Source organism: Kitasatospora sp. NPDC094028 (genome assembly GCF_049543595.1).
Lineage (GTDB): Bacteria > Actinomycetota > Actinomycetes > Streptomycetales > Streptomycetaceae > Kitasatospora.
Map to the genome: position 1 here is coordinate 1 of NZ_JBMVFA010000012.1, position 16,736 is coordinate 16,736.

Annotated in this window: 17 protein-coding genes; 8 read left to right on the forward strand and 9 right to left on the reverse strand. The window is 75.7% G+C overall.

The genetic code is table 11. From position 1 onward, the window contains the following. The first annotated feature begins 296 nt into the window (after nucleotides 1-296). Entirely contained in the window at nucleotides 297-899 is a 603-nt protein-coding gene (locus tag ACPC54_RS19520) for a hypothetical protein (RefSeq protein WP_498966264.1), read from the forward strand. Here ACPC54_RS19520 and ACPC54_RS19525 read toward each other — a convergent pair. Next, on the reverse strand, nucleotides 887-1,939 hold the full coding sequence (locus ACPC54_RS19525) for a TolB family protein (RefSeq protein ID WP_498966265.1): 1,053 nt from the start codon (nucleotides 1,937-1,939) through the stop codon (nucleotides 887-889). The genes ACPC54_RS19520 and ACPC54_RS19525 overlap by 13 nt on opposite strands. Nucleotides 1,940-2,057: 118 nt before the next feature. After that, nucleotides 2,058-2,417 carry a chitosanase gene (locus ACPC54_RS19530; RefSeq protein ID WP_498966553.1) on the reverse strand — a complete coding sequence of 120 codons (360 nt, stop codon included), beginning with the start codon at nucleotides 2,415-2,417 and terminating at the stop codon, nucleotides 2,058-2,060. 38 nt (nucleotides 2,418-2,455) lie between these two features. Here ACPC54_RS19530 and ACPC54_RS19535 point away from each other — a divergent pair, with 38 nt between their 5' ends. From ACPC54_RS19535 to ACPC54_RS19545, 3 genes are all read left to right on the forward strand, one after another. After that, complete coding sequence (locus ACPC54_RS19535; RefSeq protein ID WP_498966267.1) at nucleotides 2,456-2,998, forward strand: DUF6328 family protein; 543 nt, start codon at nucleotides 2,456-2,458, stop codon at nucleotides 2,996-2,998. Between the two features lie 123 nt (nucleotides 2,999-3,121). Beyond that, nucleotides 3,122-4,003 carry a Cof-type HAD-IIB family hydrolase gene (locus ACPC54_RS19540; protein WP_498966268.1) on the forward strand — a complete coding sequence of 294 codons (882 nt, stop codon included), beginning with the start codon at nucleotides 3,122-3,124 and terminating at the stop codon, nucleotides 4,001-4,003. A 70-nt stretch (nucleotides 4,004-4,073) separates the two neighbouring features. Continuing rightward, nucleotides 4,074-4,211 carry a hypothetical protein gene (locus ACPC54_RS19545; RefSeq protein WP_498966269.1) on the forward strand — a complete coding sequence of 46 codons (138 nt, stop codon included), beginning with the start codon at nucleotides 4,074-4,076 and terminating at the stop codon, nucleotides 4,209-4,211. Between the two features lie 82 nt (nucleotides 4,212-4,293). Here the strand turns inward: ACPC54_RS19545 and ACPC54_RS19550 are convergent, their stop codons facing one another. Beyond that, complete coding sequence (locus tag ACPC54_RS19550; protein WP_498966270.1) at nucleotides 4,294-5,643, reverse strand: DUF5685 family protein; 1,350 nt, start codon at nucleotides 5,641-5,643, stop codon at nucleotides 4,294-4,296. Nucleotides 5,644-6,002: 359 nt separating this feature from the next. On the opposite strand from ACPC54_RS19550, the gene ACPC54_RS19555 reads away from it, so the two are divergent. Beyond that, nucleotides 6,003-7,448 carry an FAD-binding oxidoreductase gene (locus tag ACPC54_RS19555; RefSeq protein ID WP_498966272.1) on the forward strand — a complete coding sequence of 482 codons (1,446 nt, stop codon included), beginning with the start codon at nucleotides 6,003-6,005 and terminating at the stop codon, nucleotides 7,446-7,448. An 11-nt stretch (nucleotides 7,449-7,459) separates the two neighbouring features. Beyond that, complete coding sequence (locus ACPC54_RS19560) at nucleotides 7,460-8,953, forward strand: MFS transporter (RefSeq protein WP_498966274.1); 1,494 nt, start codon at nucleotides 7,460-7,462, stop codon at nucleotides 8,951-8,953. An 80-nt stretch (nucleotides 8,954-9,033) separates the two neighbouring features. On the opposite strand, the gene ACPC54_RS19565 is transcribed toward ACPC54_RS19560, so the two are convergent. Then, the gene (locus tag ACPC54_RS19565; protein ID WP_498966275.1) at nucleotides 9,034-9,744 is read right to left on the reverse strand and encodes a G1 family glutamic endopeptidase; all 711 of its coding nucleotides are present in this window, start codon (nucleotides 9,742-9,744) and stop codon (nucleotides 9,034-9,036) included. Between the two features lie 192 nt (nucleotides 9,745-9,936). Here ACPC54_RS19565 and ACPC54_RS19570 point away from each other — a divergent pair, with 192 nt between their 5' ends. Next, a complete protein-coding gene (locus tag ACPC54_RS19570; protein ID WP_498966277.1) occupies nucleotides 9,937-10,905 on the forward strand; it encodes a helix-turn-helix domain-containing protein in 969 nt (322 codons plus the stop codon). A gap of 44 nt (nucleotides 10,906-10,949) precedes the next feature. Here the strand turns inward: ACPC54_RS19570 and ACPC54_RS19575 are convergent, their stop codons facing one another. Next, entirely contained in the window at nucleotides 10,950-11,591 is a 642-nt protein-coding gene (locus ACPC54_RS19575; RefSeq protein WP_498966279.1) for a maleylpyruvate isomerase N-terminal domain-containing protein, read from the reverse strand. A 91-nt stretch (nucleotides 11,592-11,682) separates the two neighbouring features. Here ACPC54_RS19575 and ACPC54_RS19580 point away from each other — a divergent pair, with 91 nt between their 5' ends. Next, on the forward strand, nucleotides 11,683-12,369 hold the full coding sequence (locus ACPC54_RS19580; protein WP_498966280.1) for an alpha/beta fold hydrolase: 687 nt from the start codon (nucleotides 11,683-11,685) through the stop codon (nucleotides 12,367-12,369). Between the two features lie 10 nt (nucleotides 12,370-12,379). Here ACPC54_RS19580 and ACPC54_RS19585 read toward each other — a convergent pair whose 3' ends face one another. The 4 genes from ACPC54_RS19585 to ACPC54_RS19600 all read right to left on the reverse strand — a co-directional run bounded on the left by ACPC54_RS19585 (nucleotide 12,380) and on the right by ACPC54_RS19600 (nucleotide 16,519). Further along, a complete protein-coding gene (locus ACPC54_RS19585; protein ID WP_498966281.1) occupies nucleotides 12,380-14,689 on the reverse strand; it encodes a TOMM precursor leader peptide-binding protein in 2,310 nt (769 codons plus the stop codon). Further along, nucleotides 14,686-14,817, reverse strand: coding sequence for a hypothetical protein (locus tag ACPC54_RS19590; protein WP_498966283.1), 132 nt, complete (start codon nucleotides 14,815-14,817; stop codon nucleotides 14,686-14,688). The genes ACPC54_RS19585 and ACPC54_RS19590 overlap by 4 nt, the downstream gene beginning before the upstream one ends. 43 nt (nucleotides 14,818-14,860) lie before the next feature. Beyond that, nucleotides 14,861-14,986, reverse strand: a complete 126-nt coding sequence (locus tag ACPC54_RS19595; RefSeq protein WP_498966285.1) for a hypothetical protein — start codon at nucleotides 14,984-14,986, stop codon at nucleotides 14,861-14,863. A gap of 117 nt (nucleotides 14,987-15,103) precedes the next feature. Beyond that, the gene (locus ACPC54_RS19600) at nucleotides 15,104-16,519 is read right to left on the reverse strand and encodes a DUF2252 domain-containing protein (RefSeq protein WP_498966287.1); all 1,416 of its coding nucleotides are present in this window, start codon (nucleotides 16,517-16,519) and stop codon (nucleotides 15,104-15,106) included. Nucleotides 16,520-16,736: the final 217 nt, after the last annotated feature.

Consider the following 16,736-nt stretch of genomic DNA (forward strand, 5'->3'; position numbering starts at 1 on the left):
ACCCCCCCCCCCCCCCCCCCCCCCCCCCCCCCCCGCGCGGCCCGCCCGTGTAAAACCCACCCCCCCCCCCCCCCCGGGGGGCCCCCGCCCCCCCCCCCCCCCCGCGGGGGGGGGCCGGGCCCGGCCGGCGTCACCAGGTGGTGGTGAGCCGAGAGGCCGGTGCTGGTGTTCCGGGCCGAGGCCTGGCGGGCCTTCGTCGCGGCGAGGGCCGCCGGTGAGTTCGGCGAGGTCCGAACTCCTCCCCTCACCGCGGCCAGGCTCGACCAGGAGTGCATCAGCCTGGTATCGATAGGCGGGTGCGATTCGAACTTGTGCCGATGCCCGACGAGGTGGGCGCCCGTCCCCGGGACGGTCGGGGTTACCCGGTGCCGGCGATCACCCCCTGGCAGGACGGGCAGCCGCAGTTCGCGCTGACCGACCATGACCGCAGCGCCGACTGTGCGGTCGCCCGCCGCTGTTCCGTCTGCGGCGAGCTCATGCCGCGCGGGCCGGTGTGGCGGGTGGTGGGCCCGGCCGAGAGCGAGGCGATCGCGGCGGCGCTGGCGGAGGACCGTCCGTACCGCAACCTCGCGCCGACCATGGAGGGCCCCGGGCACCGGGCCTGCATGCTGTACGCCTCGATGGTGTGCCCGTACCTCGCACGGCCGAACGCCCGCCGGCGCGCGGGCGTGGCGGACACCGGTGACGGCCTGACGGCGGCCGCCGTGCGCGGGGCGGCGCGCGGCGGCCTGGGGGCGGTGGTCGGGTTCGACGACTACGAGTTCGCCGTCACCGAGGACCGGGTGCTGTTCCGCTTCCTGGACCTGGTGGAGTTCCTGCCGCACGAGTCGGCGGACGAGCATCTCGCCGAGCTGCGGGCCGAGTTGGCCCGCAGCTCGACCGGGGCTCACGGTCGGTAGGACGGCAGGCCCTTGATGCTGGAGATCTTCGTCGGCGCACCGGAGCCGTCCGCCGGCAGGGTGGCGACGCCGTCCGGGGTGCGGGCGGCGAGGGTCTTGCCGTCCGGGGACCACGCGGGCTCGGTGTAGTCGGTGGTGGCGGACGGGGTGAGGTCCTTCGCGGTCGGCTTGTCGGTGTTGACGGCCTCGCTGAACAGGTGGTCGTGGCCGTTCACCGAGCGGACGAAGACCAGGTGCTCGCCGTCCGGCGAGAGGGCCGGCTGGGAGCCCTTGCCCATGTCGCGGGCGTTGGGGCGGATGTAGTCGTCGTAGATGAAGACCTCGTCCGCCGGGGTGTTGGCGTAGGCGACCTCGCCGCGCTGCCCGCCCGCGTTGGCCCAGGTGTTGCCGGTCTCCGGCGGCTGCGGGATGCTGCCCTCCACCCCGCCCTCGGACCGGCGCGGGGTGAGCACCTCGGGGGTGCCGCCCACGGTCTTGGTGGGGATGGTCATCAGGCGCAGCACCCCGCCCTTCTCGCTGGCGAAGACCAGGTTGGAGTACCGCTCGGTGCCGTTCGGGACGGTGCCGTTGCTGGGGTCCTGGGTGGCGTGCTGCCAGCTGGGGTGGGACCAGGTCTCGCCGCCGGGGTTCTTGGCGACGACGACCTTGTGGCTGCCGTCCGGGGCGGCCGTGACGAGGTCGCCGTCGCCGTTGACGAACGCGGCCTTCTTGCCGTCCGGGGACCACGCGAGGTCGCGGACGACGGTGCCGAAGTCGACCATGGCGCCGTTCATCGCGACGGTCTGGGTGCCGGTGCTGATGGTGAGGTGGTTGGCGGCGGAGGTGCCGTTGACCTCCTTGCCACCCGGCGCGGGGGAGCCGGACTTGCCGGGGGCACCCGGGGTGCCGGGCGCGGCCGGACCGGGAGCGGCGGTGCCGGTCGCGGTGCCGCCGGGTGCCGGGTCGGTGTTGTCGGGTCCGCAGGCGGTGAGCAGGACCGCGCCGGCGGCGGTCGTCAGGGCGATCGCGGCGACGGTGCCGAATCTGTTGCGCACGGACATTCCAGGTCCCCCTCGGGTGTCGTTCTCGTTTCTGGAAGAGCGTGGCAGCGTCAGGTCAGCGCGCTGTGCGTGCGGTGTCACAGCCGTGGAACAACGTCGATGACGATCGGATGATCCGTCAGATCGGTGAGGGCCGGGGCCCGGTCCCACACACCGGGCCCCGGAGTCCGAGGTTGCGCCGGGCGGCTCGGCTGATGGTGTACGAGCTGCCGAACGCGGTCACGGCGAGCGGGCCGTCCAGGTCGTAGTTGCCGGTCGCGGCGATCCGGCGCAGGCACTCGACCCGGTCGACGGACTTGCGCCACTCCTCGGCGGTGGAGGAGTTGGCCGGGTTGGTCAGGTCGTCGATCCGGACGTCGAAGAACGCGTCCAGCCAGGCGCGCTCGCCGGCGGCCGAGGGCGTGCCGACCTTGACGGTGGTGCGGCCGATGAGCGCGGGCAGGAGGTGTCGGTCCGGGTGTCGATGTCGGTGCGGTATCCGTGCCGCCCCGGCGCGGCTGGCGCAGAATGTGACGCATGACCAGCACCCCGCCGCCGCCGAACCCGCCCGTGCCCGATGCCGTGCCTGCCGGGCCGCCGCCGGGGGAGAGCCCGGCGGCCCGGGCGGACCGGCGGCTGGTCGAACTGCTGCAGGAACTGCGGGTGTTGCAGACCGGCGTGCAGATCGTGTTCGCGTTCCTGCTCGGCGTCGCCTTCACCCCGCGGTTCGCCGAACTGAGCGACGGCCAGCAGGACATCTACGTCACCACCCTGCTGCTGGCCGTGCTCGCCTCCGCCGTCTTCGCCACGCCGGTGGCGCTGCACCGCGGGCTGTTCCGGCACCCGGGCAAGGAGCGGATCGTCCGGGTCTCGGTGCGGATCGCCCAACTCGGCCTGGTGCTGCTCGCCTCCGCCCTCAGCGGTGCGGTGCTGCTGGTGCTGGACGTGGTGCTCGGCGGCCTGGCGGCCGTGCTGCTCACCGCCCTGGTCGCGCTGGTCTTCGCCGGGCTGTGGTTCGTCCTGCCGTGGGCGGTGCGGCGGCCGCTGCGGGACAGCGAGCAGGCCGGGCCGCCCTGGTGACCCGGTTTCGGCACGCGTGACGGCCGGACCGAGCAGACTGTTACCCGAACCGACCGATCCCGACCGACCCCGCCCGAAGCCAGACCGATCACGACCGATCCCGACCGACGCGGAGCATCGCCGATGAGCACCCCGACCGCAGGCCACCGACCGGCCGCCGGCCCGATCCGCCCACCCCGGCTGGTCGCCACCGATCTCGACGGCACGATCGTGCGCAGCGACCGCACCATCTCCGCCCGGACCGTCGCCGCCCTGGCCCGGGCCGAACGGGCCGGCGCGCTCGTCGTCCTGGTCACCGGCCGCCCGCCGAGCCTGATGGGCGACATCGCCGGCGCCTTCGGCCACCGGGGCGTGGCGATCTGCTCCAACGGCGCGCTCGGCTTCGACCTGAGCACCCGTACGGTGGTCGCCGAGCGGTCGATCCCGGCCGACGTGCTGGGCGAGACCGCCCGACTGATCCGTGAGGCCGTCCCCGGCATCGGGCTGGCCGTCGAGTACGCGGACGAACTGGTCGCCGACGAGCACTACGAGTCGCGCCCGTGGAGCGCCGAGGACCCGCCGGTCCGACGCCTCGACGACGTCCGGCTGTTCGGGCGGCCCGCGCCCAAACTGCTCGGCCGGCACCCCACGCTGTCCGCCTCCGCACTGGTGCGGCGGCTGCTCCCGGTGGTGGGCGGGCGGGTCGGCCTCTACCACTCCGGCGGCGAGCGGCTGGTCGAGATGGTCGCGTGGGGCGTCAGCAAGGCCACCGCCCTCGACGAACTGGCCCGGCGGCACGGGATCGCCCGCGAGGACACCATCGCGTTCGGCGACATGCCCAACGACCTGCCGATGCTCGGATGGGCCGGGACGTCCTACGCCATGGCCAATGCCCGCGCGGAGGTGCTGGACCTGGCGGACCGGATCGCCAACGGCAACGACGAGGACGGGGTCGCCGAGGTGCTGGAGGCGCTCTTCCCGCAGCCGCAACCGCAGCCGCAATCGCAACCGCAACCGCAGCCGTAGCGGCGTGCGGCGCCCCGGCCCGGATGCCGTGTTTATCGGTCGTTGATCGTCTCGGCCTAACGTCGGGGCCATGGACGAGAGAACGGCCGGGCGGCCGGTGCCCGAGGGGCGGATGACGGAGCAGGACACCGAGAGGTTCCGGCAGTTGCTGGCGCGGCTGGAGAGCTCGCTGGCCGCGGACCGGGAGGCGGCCGGCCGGGAGGGCTGAGGGAGTCGTCACCGGACGGACGAGGGCCCGGGGTGCCGTACCGGCGCCCCGGGCCCTCGCGCATGACCGGGCCGACCGGCCGTCAACAGCCGCCGCAGTCACAGCAGTCGCAACAATCACAGCCGTCGCAGCAGTCGCAGTCGCAGTCGCAGTCACAGTCGCAGCCGTCGCCGCTGCCACTGCCGTCGCCCCCGGGGCAGCCGGGGCAGCCGTTGCAGTTCCCGGGGTTGCAGCACTGTTCGCAACAGCAGTTCCGGCTGCAGAAGCCCTCGCGGCGCTCCCGGCTGAACGGGTCCTCGTGCTCGCAGCAGCACAGCTGGCACGAGCAGGCCATCAGCGCCCAGACCGCGCAACCGGCCAGCAGGTTGCGCGGGTTCGGCGGCTTCTCGCCGGGCGGGGTGAAGCCGGGGCCCTGCGGCACCCACGGCGGAACCGGCGCCTGGTCGGGGTGGTGCGGCGGCGGTGCGTCCTGCGGAGGTGCGTCCCGTGGCGCCGGGCCGGACGGCGAGGCGGCGGACTGCGGGGTGGTGGACTGCGGGGTGGTGGAGTGCGCGCGGCAGGCGGCGCCGTGCCCCGCCGGGCCGAAGACCCGGTCGACGGCGCGCCCCGTCTCGTGCGCCAGCAGCGCGTGCACCAGCGCGCGGTCGGTCAGCTCGACCTCGCCGAGTGCGAGCCGGATGCCGTGGACGGCGTCCCGGCAGAGCCGTTCGGCCTCAGCGCGGTCGGTGCCGGTGGCGGTGAGCGGGTTCCAGGCGCCGCTCGCGGCGTCGGCGGCCTGGTCCTCGGCGGCGTCCAGGAGATGGGCGAGCCGGCCGAAGAGCCGGCCGGCCTCGGCCAGCGGGGCGGCGTTCCCGGGCCGTCCGGCGAGCACCGCGGTGTGCGCGAAGGCGGCCGCGGTGGCGGTCTCGGTGGGCTCGGTGACCAGCAGGACGGAGCCGCCGGGCGGCAGCGAGCGCTCCAACGCGCTCTGCCGGGCGGCTGCTTCGAGCAGCACGCCGGTGTCGAAGCCGACGACGGAGGCGGTGCCGGCGCTCTTGCGGTCCCAGCGGCGGGTGACGGCCCGGGCCCCGGCGGCGACCGGGCGGCGGGCGAACAGGCCGTCGCCGTCCTCGACGTGGTCGCGGATCTTGACCGAGGCGAGGGCGAGCGAGACGGCGGCGGCGAGCCGGGCGCCCTCGCCGCGGGCGACGGAGGCGCTGCGCATGCCGCGCAGCGGGCAGGGGCCGGCGGTGCGCCGCCAGGAGGAGTCCGCGCGGGCGGCCTGGGCCTCGACCAGGACGGAGATGATCAGACCGTCGTAATTGGTGGCGGTGCGGGCGAGTTGGCCGTGGTCGTCGCGCAGGGCGAGGCAGAGCCCGCACAGGTGCGCCATCCAGGACGTCCGGAGTTGCTCGGACAGCCGGTGTCTGCACGGTCGAATGATGCCGAACACGATCGTCCCCCCGCTCCCGCGACCGTCGATCGGCCGCGATCCCCGGGTCATCATATGATCGGCGTCACGCTGGGAACCCGGACCGACACCGGCAGTTCGGCATCCCTGCCGATCGCAGATCCGTCCGTACGCGTGGCGGCGGGGGGCGTCGGCCGGCCGACCGCACCCGCCGAGGGGGACGGCCCGATCCGGCCGAATGCTGGCCGAAACCCGGTGCGACGTACGGTGTTTACGCGCACTTTTCAGGCGCCCCACGTCTCGTCCGTGCGCCGTGCACCTGGACTCGTCGACGGGTCCACGATTGGGTGGACCCGAGAGTCCGCCGACCCGTGCGTCCGTCAGCGAGAGGAGCCGCCACCGTGCTGGGAGAGGTTCCCCGCCGGGCCGTACCGCCCGACCTGCCCGAACACTGGCTGAGCCCCGGCGACGACTCCTACGACGACACCCGGGCGGTGTGGAACGGCCGGCACGACCGCCGCCCCGCCCATATCGCCCGCTGCCGCACCGCGACCGAGGTGAGCGAGGCCCTGCGCTACGCGGCCGCCGCCGGCCTCGACGTCACCGTGCGCGGCGGCGGCCACGGCGGCGGCGGCTCCGTCGCGGACGGCGCGCTGATGGTCGACGTCTCGCCGATGCGCGCCGTCACCGTCGACACCGGAGCCCGCGTCGCCGTCGCCGAGGGCGGCGCCCTGGTGCGCGACCTCGACACCGTCACCGCCCCGTACGGCCTGGCCTGTCCGGCCGGCCCGGTCGCCGACGCCGGGCTCGGCGGGCTCGCCCTCGGCGGCGGACACGGCTGGCTCGCCCGCCGCTGGGGCCTGACCTGCGACCACATCCTCGCCGCCCAGGTCGTCCTCGCCGACGGCTCGATCATCGATGCCACCGAGGACAGCCACCCCGAGCTGCTGTGGGCGCTGCGCGGCGGAGGCGGCACCTTCGGCGTGGTCACCCGCTTCACGCTGCGGCTGCGCCCGGTCGGCCAGGTGCTGTTCAGCGTCGGCGTCCACGCCCTCGACGACGCCCCCGCCGCCCTGGCCGCGTACCGGGCGTACACCGGGCGCCAGCCCGCGGAGCTGCACACCGTCGCCCGGCTGAAGCGCGCGGGCGGGCAGCCGTGGGTGCCCGAGCACCTGCGCGGCGAACCCGTACTCCTCCTGCTCGCGGTGTGGTCCGGCGACCCGGAGGACGGCCCGGCCCGGACCGCCGAGCTCTTCGACGGGGCCGCGCCCGCCGGCCGGATCGACCGCGCCCTGCCGTACCCGCACCTGCAGGCGCTCGGGGACGACACCCGGCCCCAGGGCCACCGCTACCTCACCGCGGCCGCCCACCTCGACGACCTCCCCGGCGACGCCGTACGGCAGCTCGTCGCGGCCACCCGCGAGCACCCCTCGCCGCTCGGCTCGATCGAGGTCGAGTATCTGCGCGGCGCCATCGCACAGGTGCCCGACGAGGACTCCGCCTTCCCCGGCCGCGGCGCCCGCTACCGACTGACGGTGGCCGCGCACTGGACCGACCCCGGGCAGGACGCCGAGCACCTCGCCTGGTCCCGGGCCACCGCCGACCGGATGCGCGCCTTCGGCACCGGCGGCGCCCGCCTCGACCACGCCGAGGGCGGCGCCGACCGCAGGGCCCGGGAGCGCTACGGCCCGGAGCGCTACGCCCGGCTCGCCGCCGTGAAGAAGGCCTACGACCCGACCGGCCTGCTGCGCGGCGCCATCGAGCTCCGGCCCGAGGGGGACGGCCGGTTGCCGGGCGCCCCTCACCAGGCCGGAAACCCGGAGAAGCGGATCTCCGGGCCGGGATAGCATCGCGAGCCGTGAGCTCCCCGAACGCCGCCAACGCCGCCAACGCCGCCGACACCGAGCACCCCGACGCCGCGATACCGGAGCCGCCCCGCGAACGCTTCGACGCGGCCGGCCGCCGCGTCCTGCTGGTCTGCGTCGCGGGCGGCTTCACCACGCTGCTCGACCAGTCCGTCCTCAACACCGCCCTCCCCGCCCTGCGCGAGAGCCTGCACGCCCAACCCGCCCACCTGCAGTGGATCGTCGCCGGGTACTCGCTGGCCTTCGGCCTCGCCCTCATCCCCGGCGGGCGGCTCGGCGACGTCAAGGGCCGCAAGTGGTTCTTCGTCACCGGCCTGGCCGTCTTCACCCTGGTCAGCCTGGTCTCGGCGACCGCCACCGACCCCGCCGTCCTGATCGCCGCCCGGCTGCTCCAGGGAGCCGGCGCCGGCCTCGTCAACTCCCAGATGATCGGCACCCTCCAGGACGTCTTCGACGGCCAGCTGCGCGCCCGCGCCCTCGGCATGTACGCCGTCACCGGCGGGCTCGCCTTCGCGCTCGGCCCACCCATCGGCGGCGCCGTGCTGGCCGCCGCCGGCCCCGGACTCGGCTGGCGGCTCACCTTCCTGCTCAACCTCCCGTTCGGCCTGGCCACCCTCGCCCTCGCCGTCCGCCACCTGCCGAAGCCCCGGCCCAGCGCGCGCGGCGCCAACCTGGACGTGCTCGGCCTGCTGCTCGTCGCCGCGCTCACCCTCGTCCTGATGCTGCCCTTCGTCCAGCCGCCCGGCCCGCGCGGCGGCCTGGCCTTCGCGGCCGCCGCCCTCCTGTTGCTCGGCGCCCTCGCCTGGTGGCAGCGCCGCTACGCCCGCGCCGGCGGGCAGCCGCTGATCCACCCGGCGCTCACCCGCTCCGCCCCGTACGCGCTCGGCACCGCCACCGCGATGGCCCAGTTCGGCTCCTCGCTGGCCGCCTCGCTCGTCCTCACCATGTTCCTGCAGGACGGCCTCGGGCTGTCCCCGATGGGCGCGGCCCTGGTCGCGCTGCCCTCCGCGGTCGCCATGGGCGTGGCCTCCGCGCTGGCCTGGCGGGTGGTCCAGCGCTTCGGCCGGCGCACCGTCACCGCCGGCATGACCGGCTCCGCCGTCGCCATGCTCGCCAGCGGCCTGCTCGCCCACTGGGCGCCGACCGCGGTGCTGCCCTGGCTGCTCGCCCTGCTCCAACTCCTCAGCGGCGCCTCGATCGGCCTGATGGGCTCCACCAACCAGGCGTACGTGCTGCGGCACGCGCCCGCCGAGGCGGCCGGGGTGAGCGGGGCGATCCTGCAGATGGCGCAGCGGATCGCCGCGGCCGTCGCCGTGTCGGCGCTCTCCGGCGTCTACCTGCGCCACACCGCCGCGGGCGGCGGCCACCGGGCCGCCTACCTGTCCGCCAGCGCCGTGTGCGCTGGCGTCGCGGGGCTCGCCGTGCTGGCGTCGGTGTGCGCCAACCGGGCGGCCCGGCGCGCGAACGCCCCGGCGGACCGCCCGTAGCGTCCGCCGCGCCCGTGGGCACGCGTCCGCCCCGGCCCGTACCGAGACGGGCCGGGGCGGACGCGCCGCATCGGGGCCGGTCAGGCCGGGACGATCGAGAAGGACCCGTTGCCGAGCGGGGTATCGGTGTACGGCCCGCTGTCGATGGCCTGCGGCGCGTAGGCGTCGAAGACCTGGCCGTTGACGGTGACGCCGGAGAAGTCCAGCCGGCTGAAGGACGGGTAGCTCTGGCTCGGCGACTCGATCACGGCCTCGGCGCTGACGTTCTGGCCGTTCAGTCGCTGGGTGGTGGTCTCGGTCCAGCCCTTGGTGGTGTCGGTGATCCGCAGCGTGTAGTCCGAGCCGCCGCTGTTGACCACGGAGGCGGTGAAGCTGTCGCCGGCGCTGACCGGGTCGCTGAAGTACTGCGGCGGCGCCGGGTACATCTCGTACCAGGCGGAGTAGACCGGGGAGCCGCTGGAGCAGTCGGCCTGGACGCCGGTCTGCTCGACGGTCTGCGAGCCGTAGCCGTCGATGCCGACCCAGGGCGCGAACAGGTCGTTGGTGGTGTTGCACTGCACGTCCGGCATGGTCCAGGAGCCCGAGACGCTCTGGAACCCGCTGCCCTGCGCGACGTAGCCGCCCCAGACACCGCCGTCGAAGCGGGGTCCGTGGCCGTAGTGGTGCGGGGCGTAGCCGTGCGCGGCGGCGCCGTGGCCGGCGGGCGCGGCGACGGCGGGGGACGCGGCCGCGGCGGCCGGGACGGCCAGCAGGGCGGCGAGCACCAGGCGGCCGGTGCGGGAAAGGGCCATGGGGGGCTCCTTCTGAGGGGGTGTGGGGTGCCGCCAAGCTTGCGGGCGCCCGCCTCGGCCGGGAAGGGAGCCGGCGGGACCGGAACCCGACATGGCGGGAACATGTCGATCGGTCAACCCCTTGATTTCGGCCACCCGGAGGCGCACAGTCGCTCTGTTGCCCAGGCGGTCCAGGATGCGAGGGAGGAAGCCGTGTCGGGGTCGGGCGTGCTCGCCGGATTCGGCCTCGGCGCGGTCGAGGAACAGCTCTACCTGCGGCTGCTCGGCACCCGGGCCGCCGATCCGCGGGAGCTGGCCGCCCGGTTGAACCTGCGCACCCCGGTCGTGGCCGCCGCGCTCGCCGCGCTCGCCGAGCAGGGGCTGGTGGAGCCCGGCGCGGCGGGGGAGTGGGCGGCGGTGCCGCCGGACGTCGCGCTGGAGGAGCTGGCGCTGCGGCGGGAGGTCGAACTGCGGCGCGCCCGGGGGCGGATCGGCGAGCTGACCCGCGCCTACCGGAAGGGCCGGGACGACGCCGGGGCGGACGGGCCGGTCGAGGTGATCTGCGGGCAGCGGTCGATCGCCGAGCTGTGGCGCACCCTGCAGCTGGGCGTGCGGGACCGGCTGCGGGTCCTGGACCGCCCGCCGTACATCCGCCGCACCGATCCGCGGACCGAACTGGCGCTGCTGGCCCGGGGGGTGACGACCCGGGTGGTGTACCACAGCCAGGTGCTGCGGGACGCCGACCGGCTGGCCGAGATCCACACCTTCGCCGCGGCCGGGGAACAGGCCCGGGTGCACATCGAACTACCGCTGAAACTGGCCCTGTTGGACGACCGGTGGGCCCTGCTGCCGGTCAGTGCGGGCACCGAGCTGCAGAGTGTGCTGCTGATCCGTTCCTCCACGCTGCTGGACGCGCTGGCCGGGCTGTTCGAGCTGTACTGGGCCCAGGCCGTGCGGCTGCCCGCCCCGCCGGAGGAGGGCGGCGCGCAGGAGAGCGCGGAGGACCGCCGCCACCGGCTGCTGCCGCTGCTGGCGGCCGGTCTCACCGACGAGTCGATCGCCCGCCAACTGGGCGTCTCCACCCGGACGGTGCAGCGCTGGGTCCGGGAGCTGATGGACCGCTTCGGCGCCCGCACCAGGTTCCAGGCGGGCATCCAGGCCGCCCGGGCGGAGCTGCTCTGACGCGGGCCGGGCGGGGAGCCGCTCCGACGCCGCTCGGGCGGACGTCAGAGCGCGGCGATGCTCCCCGGCGCCCGCTCCGCGCGGCTGAGGGCGCGCAGGACGTTCACCGGCCCGTGCCGCCACACCGCGAGCCGGGCCAGCAGGCCGACCACCGCCTCGGTGGCCTCCGGCGGGAGCTCGGGGGTCGGGACGCCCACGCTGACCGCCAGGTCGTCGCTGTGCACGGCCAGTTCCATCGTCCGGGTGGCCAGGAAGTCGTCGAGCGTGAGCGACCACGCCCCCCAGAACGGCAGGCGCACCGGCCTGCCGCCGTCCTGCGCCGCCAGCGCGCCCGTCAGCTCCGCGATCGCGGCGCCGACCTCCTCCGCCAGCGCGGCCGGCCCCTCGGCCGCGATCTCCTCGCCGCCCTCCCGCAGGCGCACGTTGATGTCCGCGTCGAGCGGGGCGCCGAGCCACTTCGACCGCTGGTAGTGCCCGAGCAGCGGGACGGTCTCCTCCACGGGCACCGGCCCGGCCAGGGCCGTCGGCAGGCACAGGATCTGGAAGGCCAGGTGGCCGGCCAGCCCGCTCACGCTGAACTCCGCCAGCGCGCTGGGCTGTTGCCAGGCGTCCGCGACCTCGGGGCGGCGCAGCAGCTGCTCGGCCGTACGGGCCACGGCCAGGAAATCCTCTTGGGCTCGGGTCATGGCTCAGCACCGTACCGCCTCCGGAGCGGGGCGCTTAGCGCTGAGCGAAGAACCGTCGTCGGCCTGTCGGACCGCGCCTAGGGTGGCGGGCATGACGGATGTTCGAACCGTGGACCTGCCCGACGTGACGCTCGCCTACCGGGTGAGCGGCCGGCCCGGCGGCCCGCCGCTGGTGCTGCTGCACGCGCTCGGCGAGCGCGCCGCCGACTGGGACGTCGTGCTGCCCGAACTCGCCCCCGGGCACCGGGTGTACGCACCCGACCTGCGCGGCCACGGCGACAGCGGCCGCACCGGTGAGTACGGCCTGCCGCAGATGCGCGACGACGTGCTCGCCCTCCTCGACGCCCTCGGCCTGGACCGGATCGACCTGGTCGGCCACTCGATGGGCGGCGCGGTCGCCCAGCTGGTCGCCCAGGCCGCACCGGAGCGCGTCGACCGGCTGGTCCTGGAGGAGGTCCCCGCGCTGCACCCGCGCCCGGCGAGCCCGCCCGCGGAGGGGGCGGACGAGCCGGCGCACTTCGACTGGGCGATGGTCCGGGCCGTCAAGGCGCAGCTGGACAGCCCGGACCGGGCCTGGCGGGAGGGCCTGTCCGCGATCACCGCCCGCACCCTGGCGGTCGCCGGCGGCCCGGCCAGCCACGTGCCGCAGGAGCGGATCGCCGAACTGGCCCGGCTGATCCCCGACTGCCGGCTGGTCACGATCGAGGCCGGTCACCTGGTGCACGTCACCGCGCCGGCCGAGTTCGTCGCCGCGGTGGCGCCGTTCCTCGCGCGGTAGGCCGGAGGACTCAGACGAAGAGCGGGATCGGGTTGAGGTCCTCGTACCGGGTCGGGGCGGCCAGCCGGCCCAGGCGGACCGGCACGTCGTAGAGCCGCCCCGGTGCGTAGCGGGCCCAGAAGTGCCGCAGCCCCGGGACGATCACCTTCACCACCGGCAGGCCGATGTCCGGGCGGGTCTGGTCGAGCACCAGCAGGTCCAGCCCGTGCCCGCGCAGCAGTTCCTCGACGGCGCGCAGGTCCTCGCGCAGGTCGGCGCGCGGGCGGTGGTCGAAGTCGGCGGGGGTGCGCGCCGCCCAGTCCGCGGCGGGCAGCAGGTACGGCTGGTCGGCCACCGTCGAGCCCTGCCACCACGAGGTCAGCTCCGGATCGCGCAGCCCGTACCCGGTACCGTCCGCGGTCACGGCCACCACGGCGGGCAGCAGCTGGTTCATCTCGGTGAGCGCGCGGCGCAGGGCCAGGGCCGGGTCGAAGTGGGCGCCGAAGCCGAACACGATGTCCTCGGCCGGCTTGTCGGTGCGGCGCGACAGCGCGACGAACACCGGGATGCCCAGATCGGCGGTGAGGTCGAGGGCCCACACCTCGCGGTCGACCGAGGCGTAGACGGAGACCAGCTCGGTCACCCATGGATCGGCGAACCGGGACAGGTCGACGCCGGGCTGGCGGGTGCGGTTGTACCACCACAGCGCGACGGCGTCCCGCTCGACCAGTTCCAGGAAGCCCTGCAGCACCGCGTCCTCGATGCAGCTCCCGGCCGCGTTGCCGTTGGAGTCGGCGTGCACGAAGCGGTTGCCCGCGACCGGCGGCACGCCCTCGTGCAGCCCGCCGTCGAAGTACAGCATCGCGGTCGGCAGCAGCCGCTGCCGCTGGTCGAGCACCGACCAGACCGGGGTCCAGTCGACCGGCACGTCCGGGTCGAAGGGCTCGGGCACCTGGTGGAAGGCCATCTGCCGGGCGTTCCACTCCTCGCGCCCGTCGTACTGGCGCGGGTCGAACAGCTGGCAGGCGTCGGGGTGCACGGCCTCCGGCCCGAGGGCGCCGAAGCGCTCCCGGATCCGGGGCTCGTCGCCCTGCAAGCTGCCCGAGTACCGTTCCAGAGCCTCGCACAGCGCCCCGACCTCGGCGTCCAGCGCGGTCACGCCCTTGCCGCCGCTGACGCCGCGCAGGCCGGCCCGCAGGCCCTTGAGCGTGCCGGAGCCCATCGCGAGGTTGCGCCCCGAGGTGAAGCCGTGCAGGAACTCCGGGCCGCGCCGCTCCGGCCGCAGCTCCTGGACCAGCCCGGTCACGGGGCTGACCAGGTGCCGGTAGCGGTCCAGCATCTGGCGGGGCGTCTGCGAGCGGTGCCCGCCACCGGCCCCGGCGACCTTGAGCCGGGAGGTGAAGGCGACCGGCCGCGCCACCTGCCGGGCGACCAGCCCCGGGTCGCCGCACTGCGGGCACTGCGGACGCTGCCGCACCTCGTGGTCGCGCCCGGCGAGGGTGACGCTGTTCAGGGTGTGGATCGCGGACTGGCCCGGGTGGCGCAGCCCGGCCAGCCACTTGGCCGCTTCCAGCGCGGCGAGGTGCAGGGCGGTGGCCCGGACGGCCGGGAGTACGGCGGTCGGGCGCGGGGCCGGGCCGTCGAGCCCGAGGGCGCGCCGCACCGGGAGCTCCGAGGCGCGGTGGGCGCGCAGCCGGTGGGCCAGGCAGTGCCAGCAGGGGCCCTCGCCGGGCCGCAGGACCGGGCCCACCCAGGGCTCGGCGGCGGCCGGCCGGACCAGCAGCCAGGGCCGGCCGGTGGCGCGGTGCTCGGCGTCGATCCGCGCCAGCTCGGGGGCGAGGTAGTCCTCGCAGACCACGAGGGTGAGGGCGGCGGCCTCGTCGGTGGGGTCGGTGACGGCCAGGCCGGCCTGGCGGCAGGCCTCGGCCATCGCGTCGCCCAGGCCGGTGCGGTCGGCCCCGGCGGTGGCCAGGACGGCCACCGAGGTGGCGGCCGTCCTGGCCCGGGCCTGTTCGCCGGGCAGCCCGGCGAGGTCCCAGTAGGCCTCCTGCGCGTGCTCGTCCGCGGTGCCCGGCCCGTCCGGACCGGGCGCGGACCGGCGCGCGAGGAGCCCCGCCCGGTCGAGCGCGCCGACCAGCGCCTCGACCTGGGCGGCCGGCACCCCGGGCGCCAACTCCCGCTGGACGGCGGCCAGATCGCGACTGCCGTCCAGCAGCGGGGCGACCGCGGCCACGTGCGCGCCCTGGAGCGCCAGCACCTCCCGCTCGGAGAGCAGGTAGGTGGCGTCGCCCGCGATCACCTCGGCGTGCAGGTGGCGCTTGAACCCGACGAGCTCCGTCACGCCGCGACGACCCCGACGCTCTCACCCTCCTGGGACGCCTGGTGACGCCAGCAGAAGTGGATGGTGTCGGCGGACTGGTCCAGGTTCTCGACGACCAGGACGGGCTGCTCGGTGGCGATGTGGTTCACGGTGTTCTTCCGGGTGGTGCGTACGGGGTGGAGGGGGTGGGGCTCAGGCCTCGGTGCGAGCGTCGCGGAGGCAGAAGTCGCAGAAGGAGGCCGCGTCGCCGGGCTGGTCGAGGTTCTCGATGACGAGCACGGGCTGCTCGGCGACGGCTTCGGTGGCGGCGATGTTCACGGGATCCCCCAGTGGTGCGGTGACGTCAGGTCATGCCGACCTGGCGGAGGGCAGTCTGTGTGGATCATCGCGGCCGCGTCAAGGCGGGCGCCGGGGGCCCGCTTCGGCACCCTCGGCTCACACCCCCCGCTCGGCGGGCAGCCGCCCGCTGCGCACCGCCGCGAGCAGGTCGGCGTGGTCGGCCTCGGTGCGGTCGGCGTAGGCGACGGCGAAGGTGGCGACGGCGTCGTCCAGGGTCTCGCCGCGGCCGCAGTAGCCGGCGAGCAGGCCGGGGTCGGCGGTGTGGGCGTGGGCGCGGGCGAGCAGGGCGCCGGTGATCCGGGCGTAGTCGTCGAGCTGGCCGGGCAGCAGCGCGGCCGGGTCGACGCTGCCCTTGCGGTTGCGGAACTGCCTTACCTGGTACGGGAGTCCGTCCACCGTGGTCCAGCCGAGCAGGGTGTCGCTGACGACCTGCATGTGCTTCTGGCCGAGCACCACCCGCCGGCCCTCGTGGTCGACCGGCCCGACGCCGGTGAGGTGCGGCAGCAGCACCGACGGGCGGGCCTCCTTGACCTGCAGCACGAGCGGCTGGTCGCGGTGGTCGGTGAGCAGCACGACGTACGAGCGGGTGCCGACGCTGCCGGTGCCGACGACCCGGAAGGCGACGTCCTGCACCCGGTGGCGGGCGAGCAGGGTGCGCACCTCGGCGGGCACGGTCGCCACGTACGGGCCGAGCGCCTCGGCGACGGCGCGGGCGGTGGCGTCGGAGACCTCGGTGAGCACCGGCGGAGCGGCGGTGAAGCGCCAACCGCCGTCCGCCGTCCGGATGGTGCTGCGGGCGGCGAACCGGGCGCTGGTGTTGCCGAGCGCCTTCGCGCCGACCTTTTGCAGCACCTCGGCGAGGTCGTGCGCCTCGGCGAAGGAGACCAACTGCTCGTCGGCGACGGCGTTCCAGGCGTCCAGCGCGGGCAGCTTGGCGAGGGTGCGCATGGTGCGGCGGTAGGAGCCGGCCGCGTGCTGGGCGGCCTCGCGGGCGATCGCCTCGCTCGCACCGGTCTCGCGCCCGGCGAGGACGAGGCTGGCGGCGAGCCGCTTGAGGTCCCACTCCCAGGGGCCGGGCACCGTCTCGTCGAAGTCGTTGATGTCCATGACGAGTTGGCCGCGGGCGTCGCCGTACAGGCCGAAGTTGGCGGCGTGCGCGTCGCCGCACAGCTGGGCGCCGACCCCGGTGGCGGGCGTGCCCGCGAGGTCGGCGGCCATCAGCCCGGCGGAGCCGCGCAGGAAGGCGAACGGGGTGGCGGCCATCCGGCCGATCCGGATCGGCACCAGGCCGGCGAGCCGGCCCGCGTTGGAGGCCTCGATCGCCTCCACGGCGGTCGGCCGGCCGGGGGCGGGCGTGAACCGGGCGTGCCGTTCCCGGGGCACCCGGTCCCGCAGCGCCTTGCCGCGTTCCCGGGCCCGCCGGGCCCGGCCGTCCTCGCCGGTCGCGAAACCGGTGACCGCGAAGTGCCGCCGTGCCGTGCCCTGCTGGTTGCCGCTCACCTTGTCCGTCACAACTCCCCACCCATCCGTTCGGTTCGACGACGGCCCGTGACCTGGACGGATCGTTGATCGCGCCCGCTCATCGGGGGAGTGACGTCCGGGGCGCCGCGGTGGTTCCCGGGGTGGGGGGGGCCCGGGCGGGGCGGCCCCCCCCCCCCCCGCGGGGGTGGGGGGGGGGGGGGGGCGCCGGGGGCGGGGGGCGGGGCCGGGTGCCCCCCCGCCGCGCCCC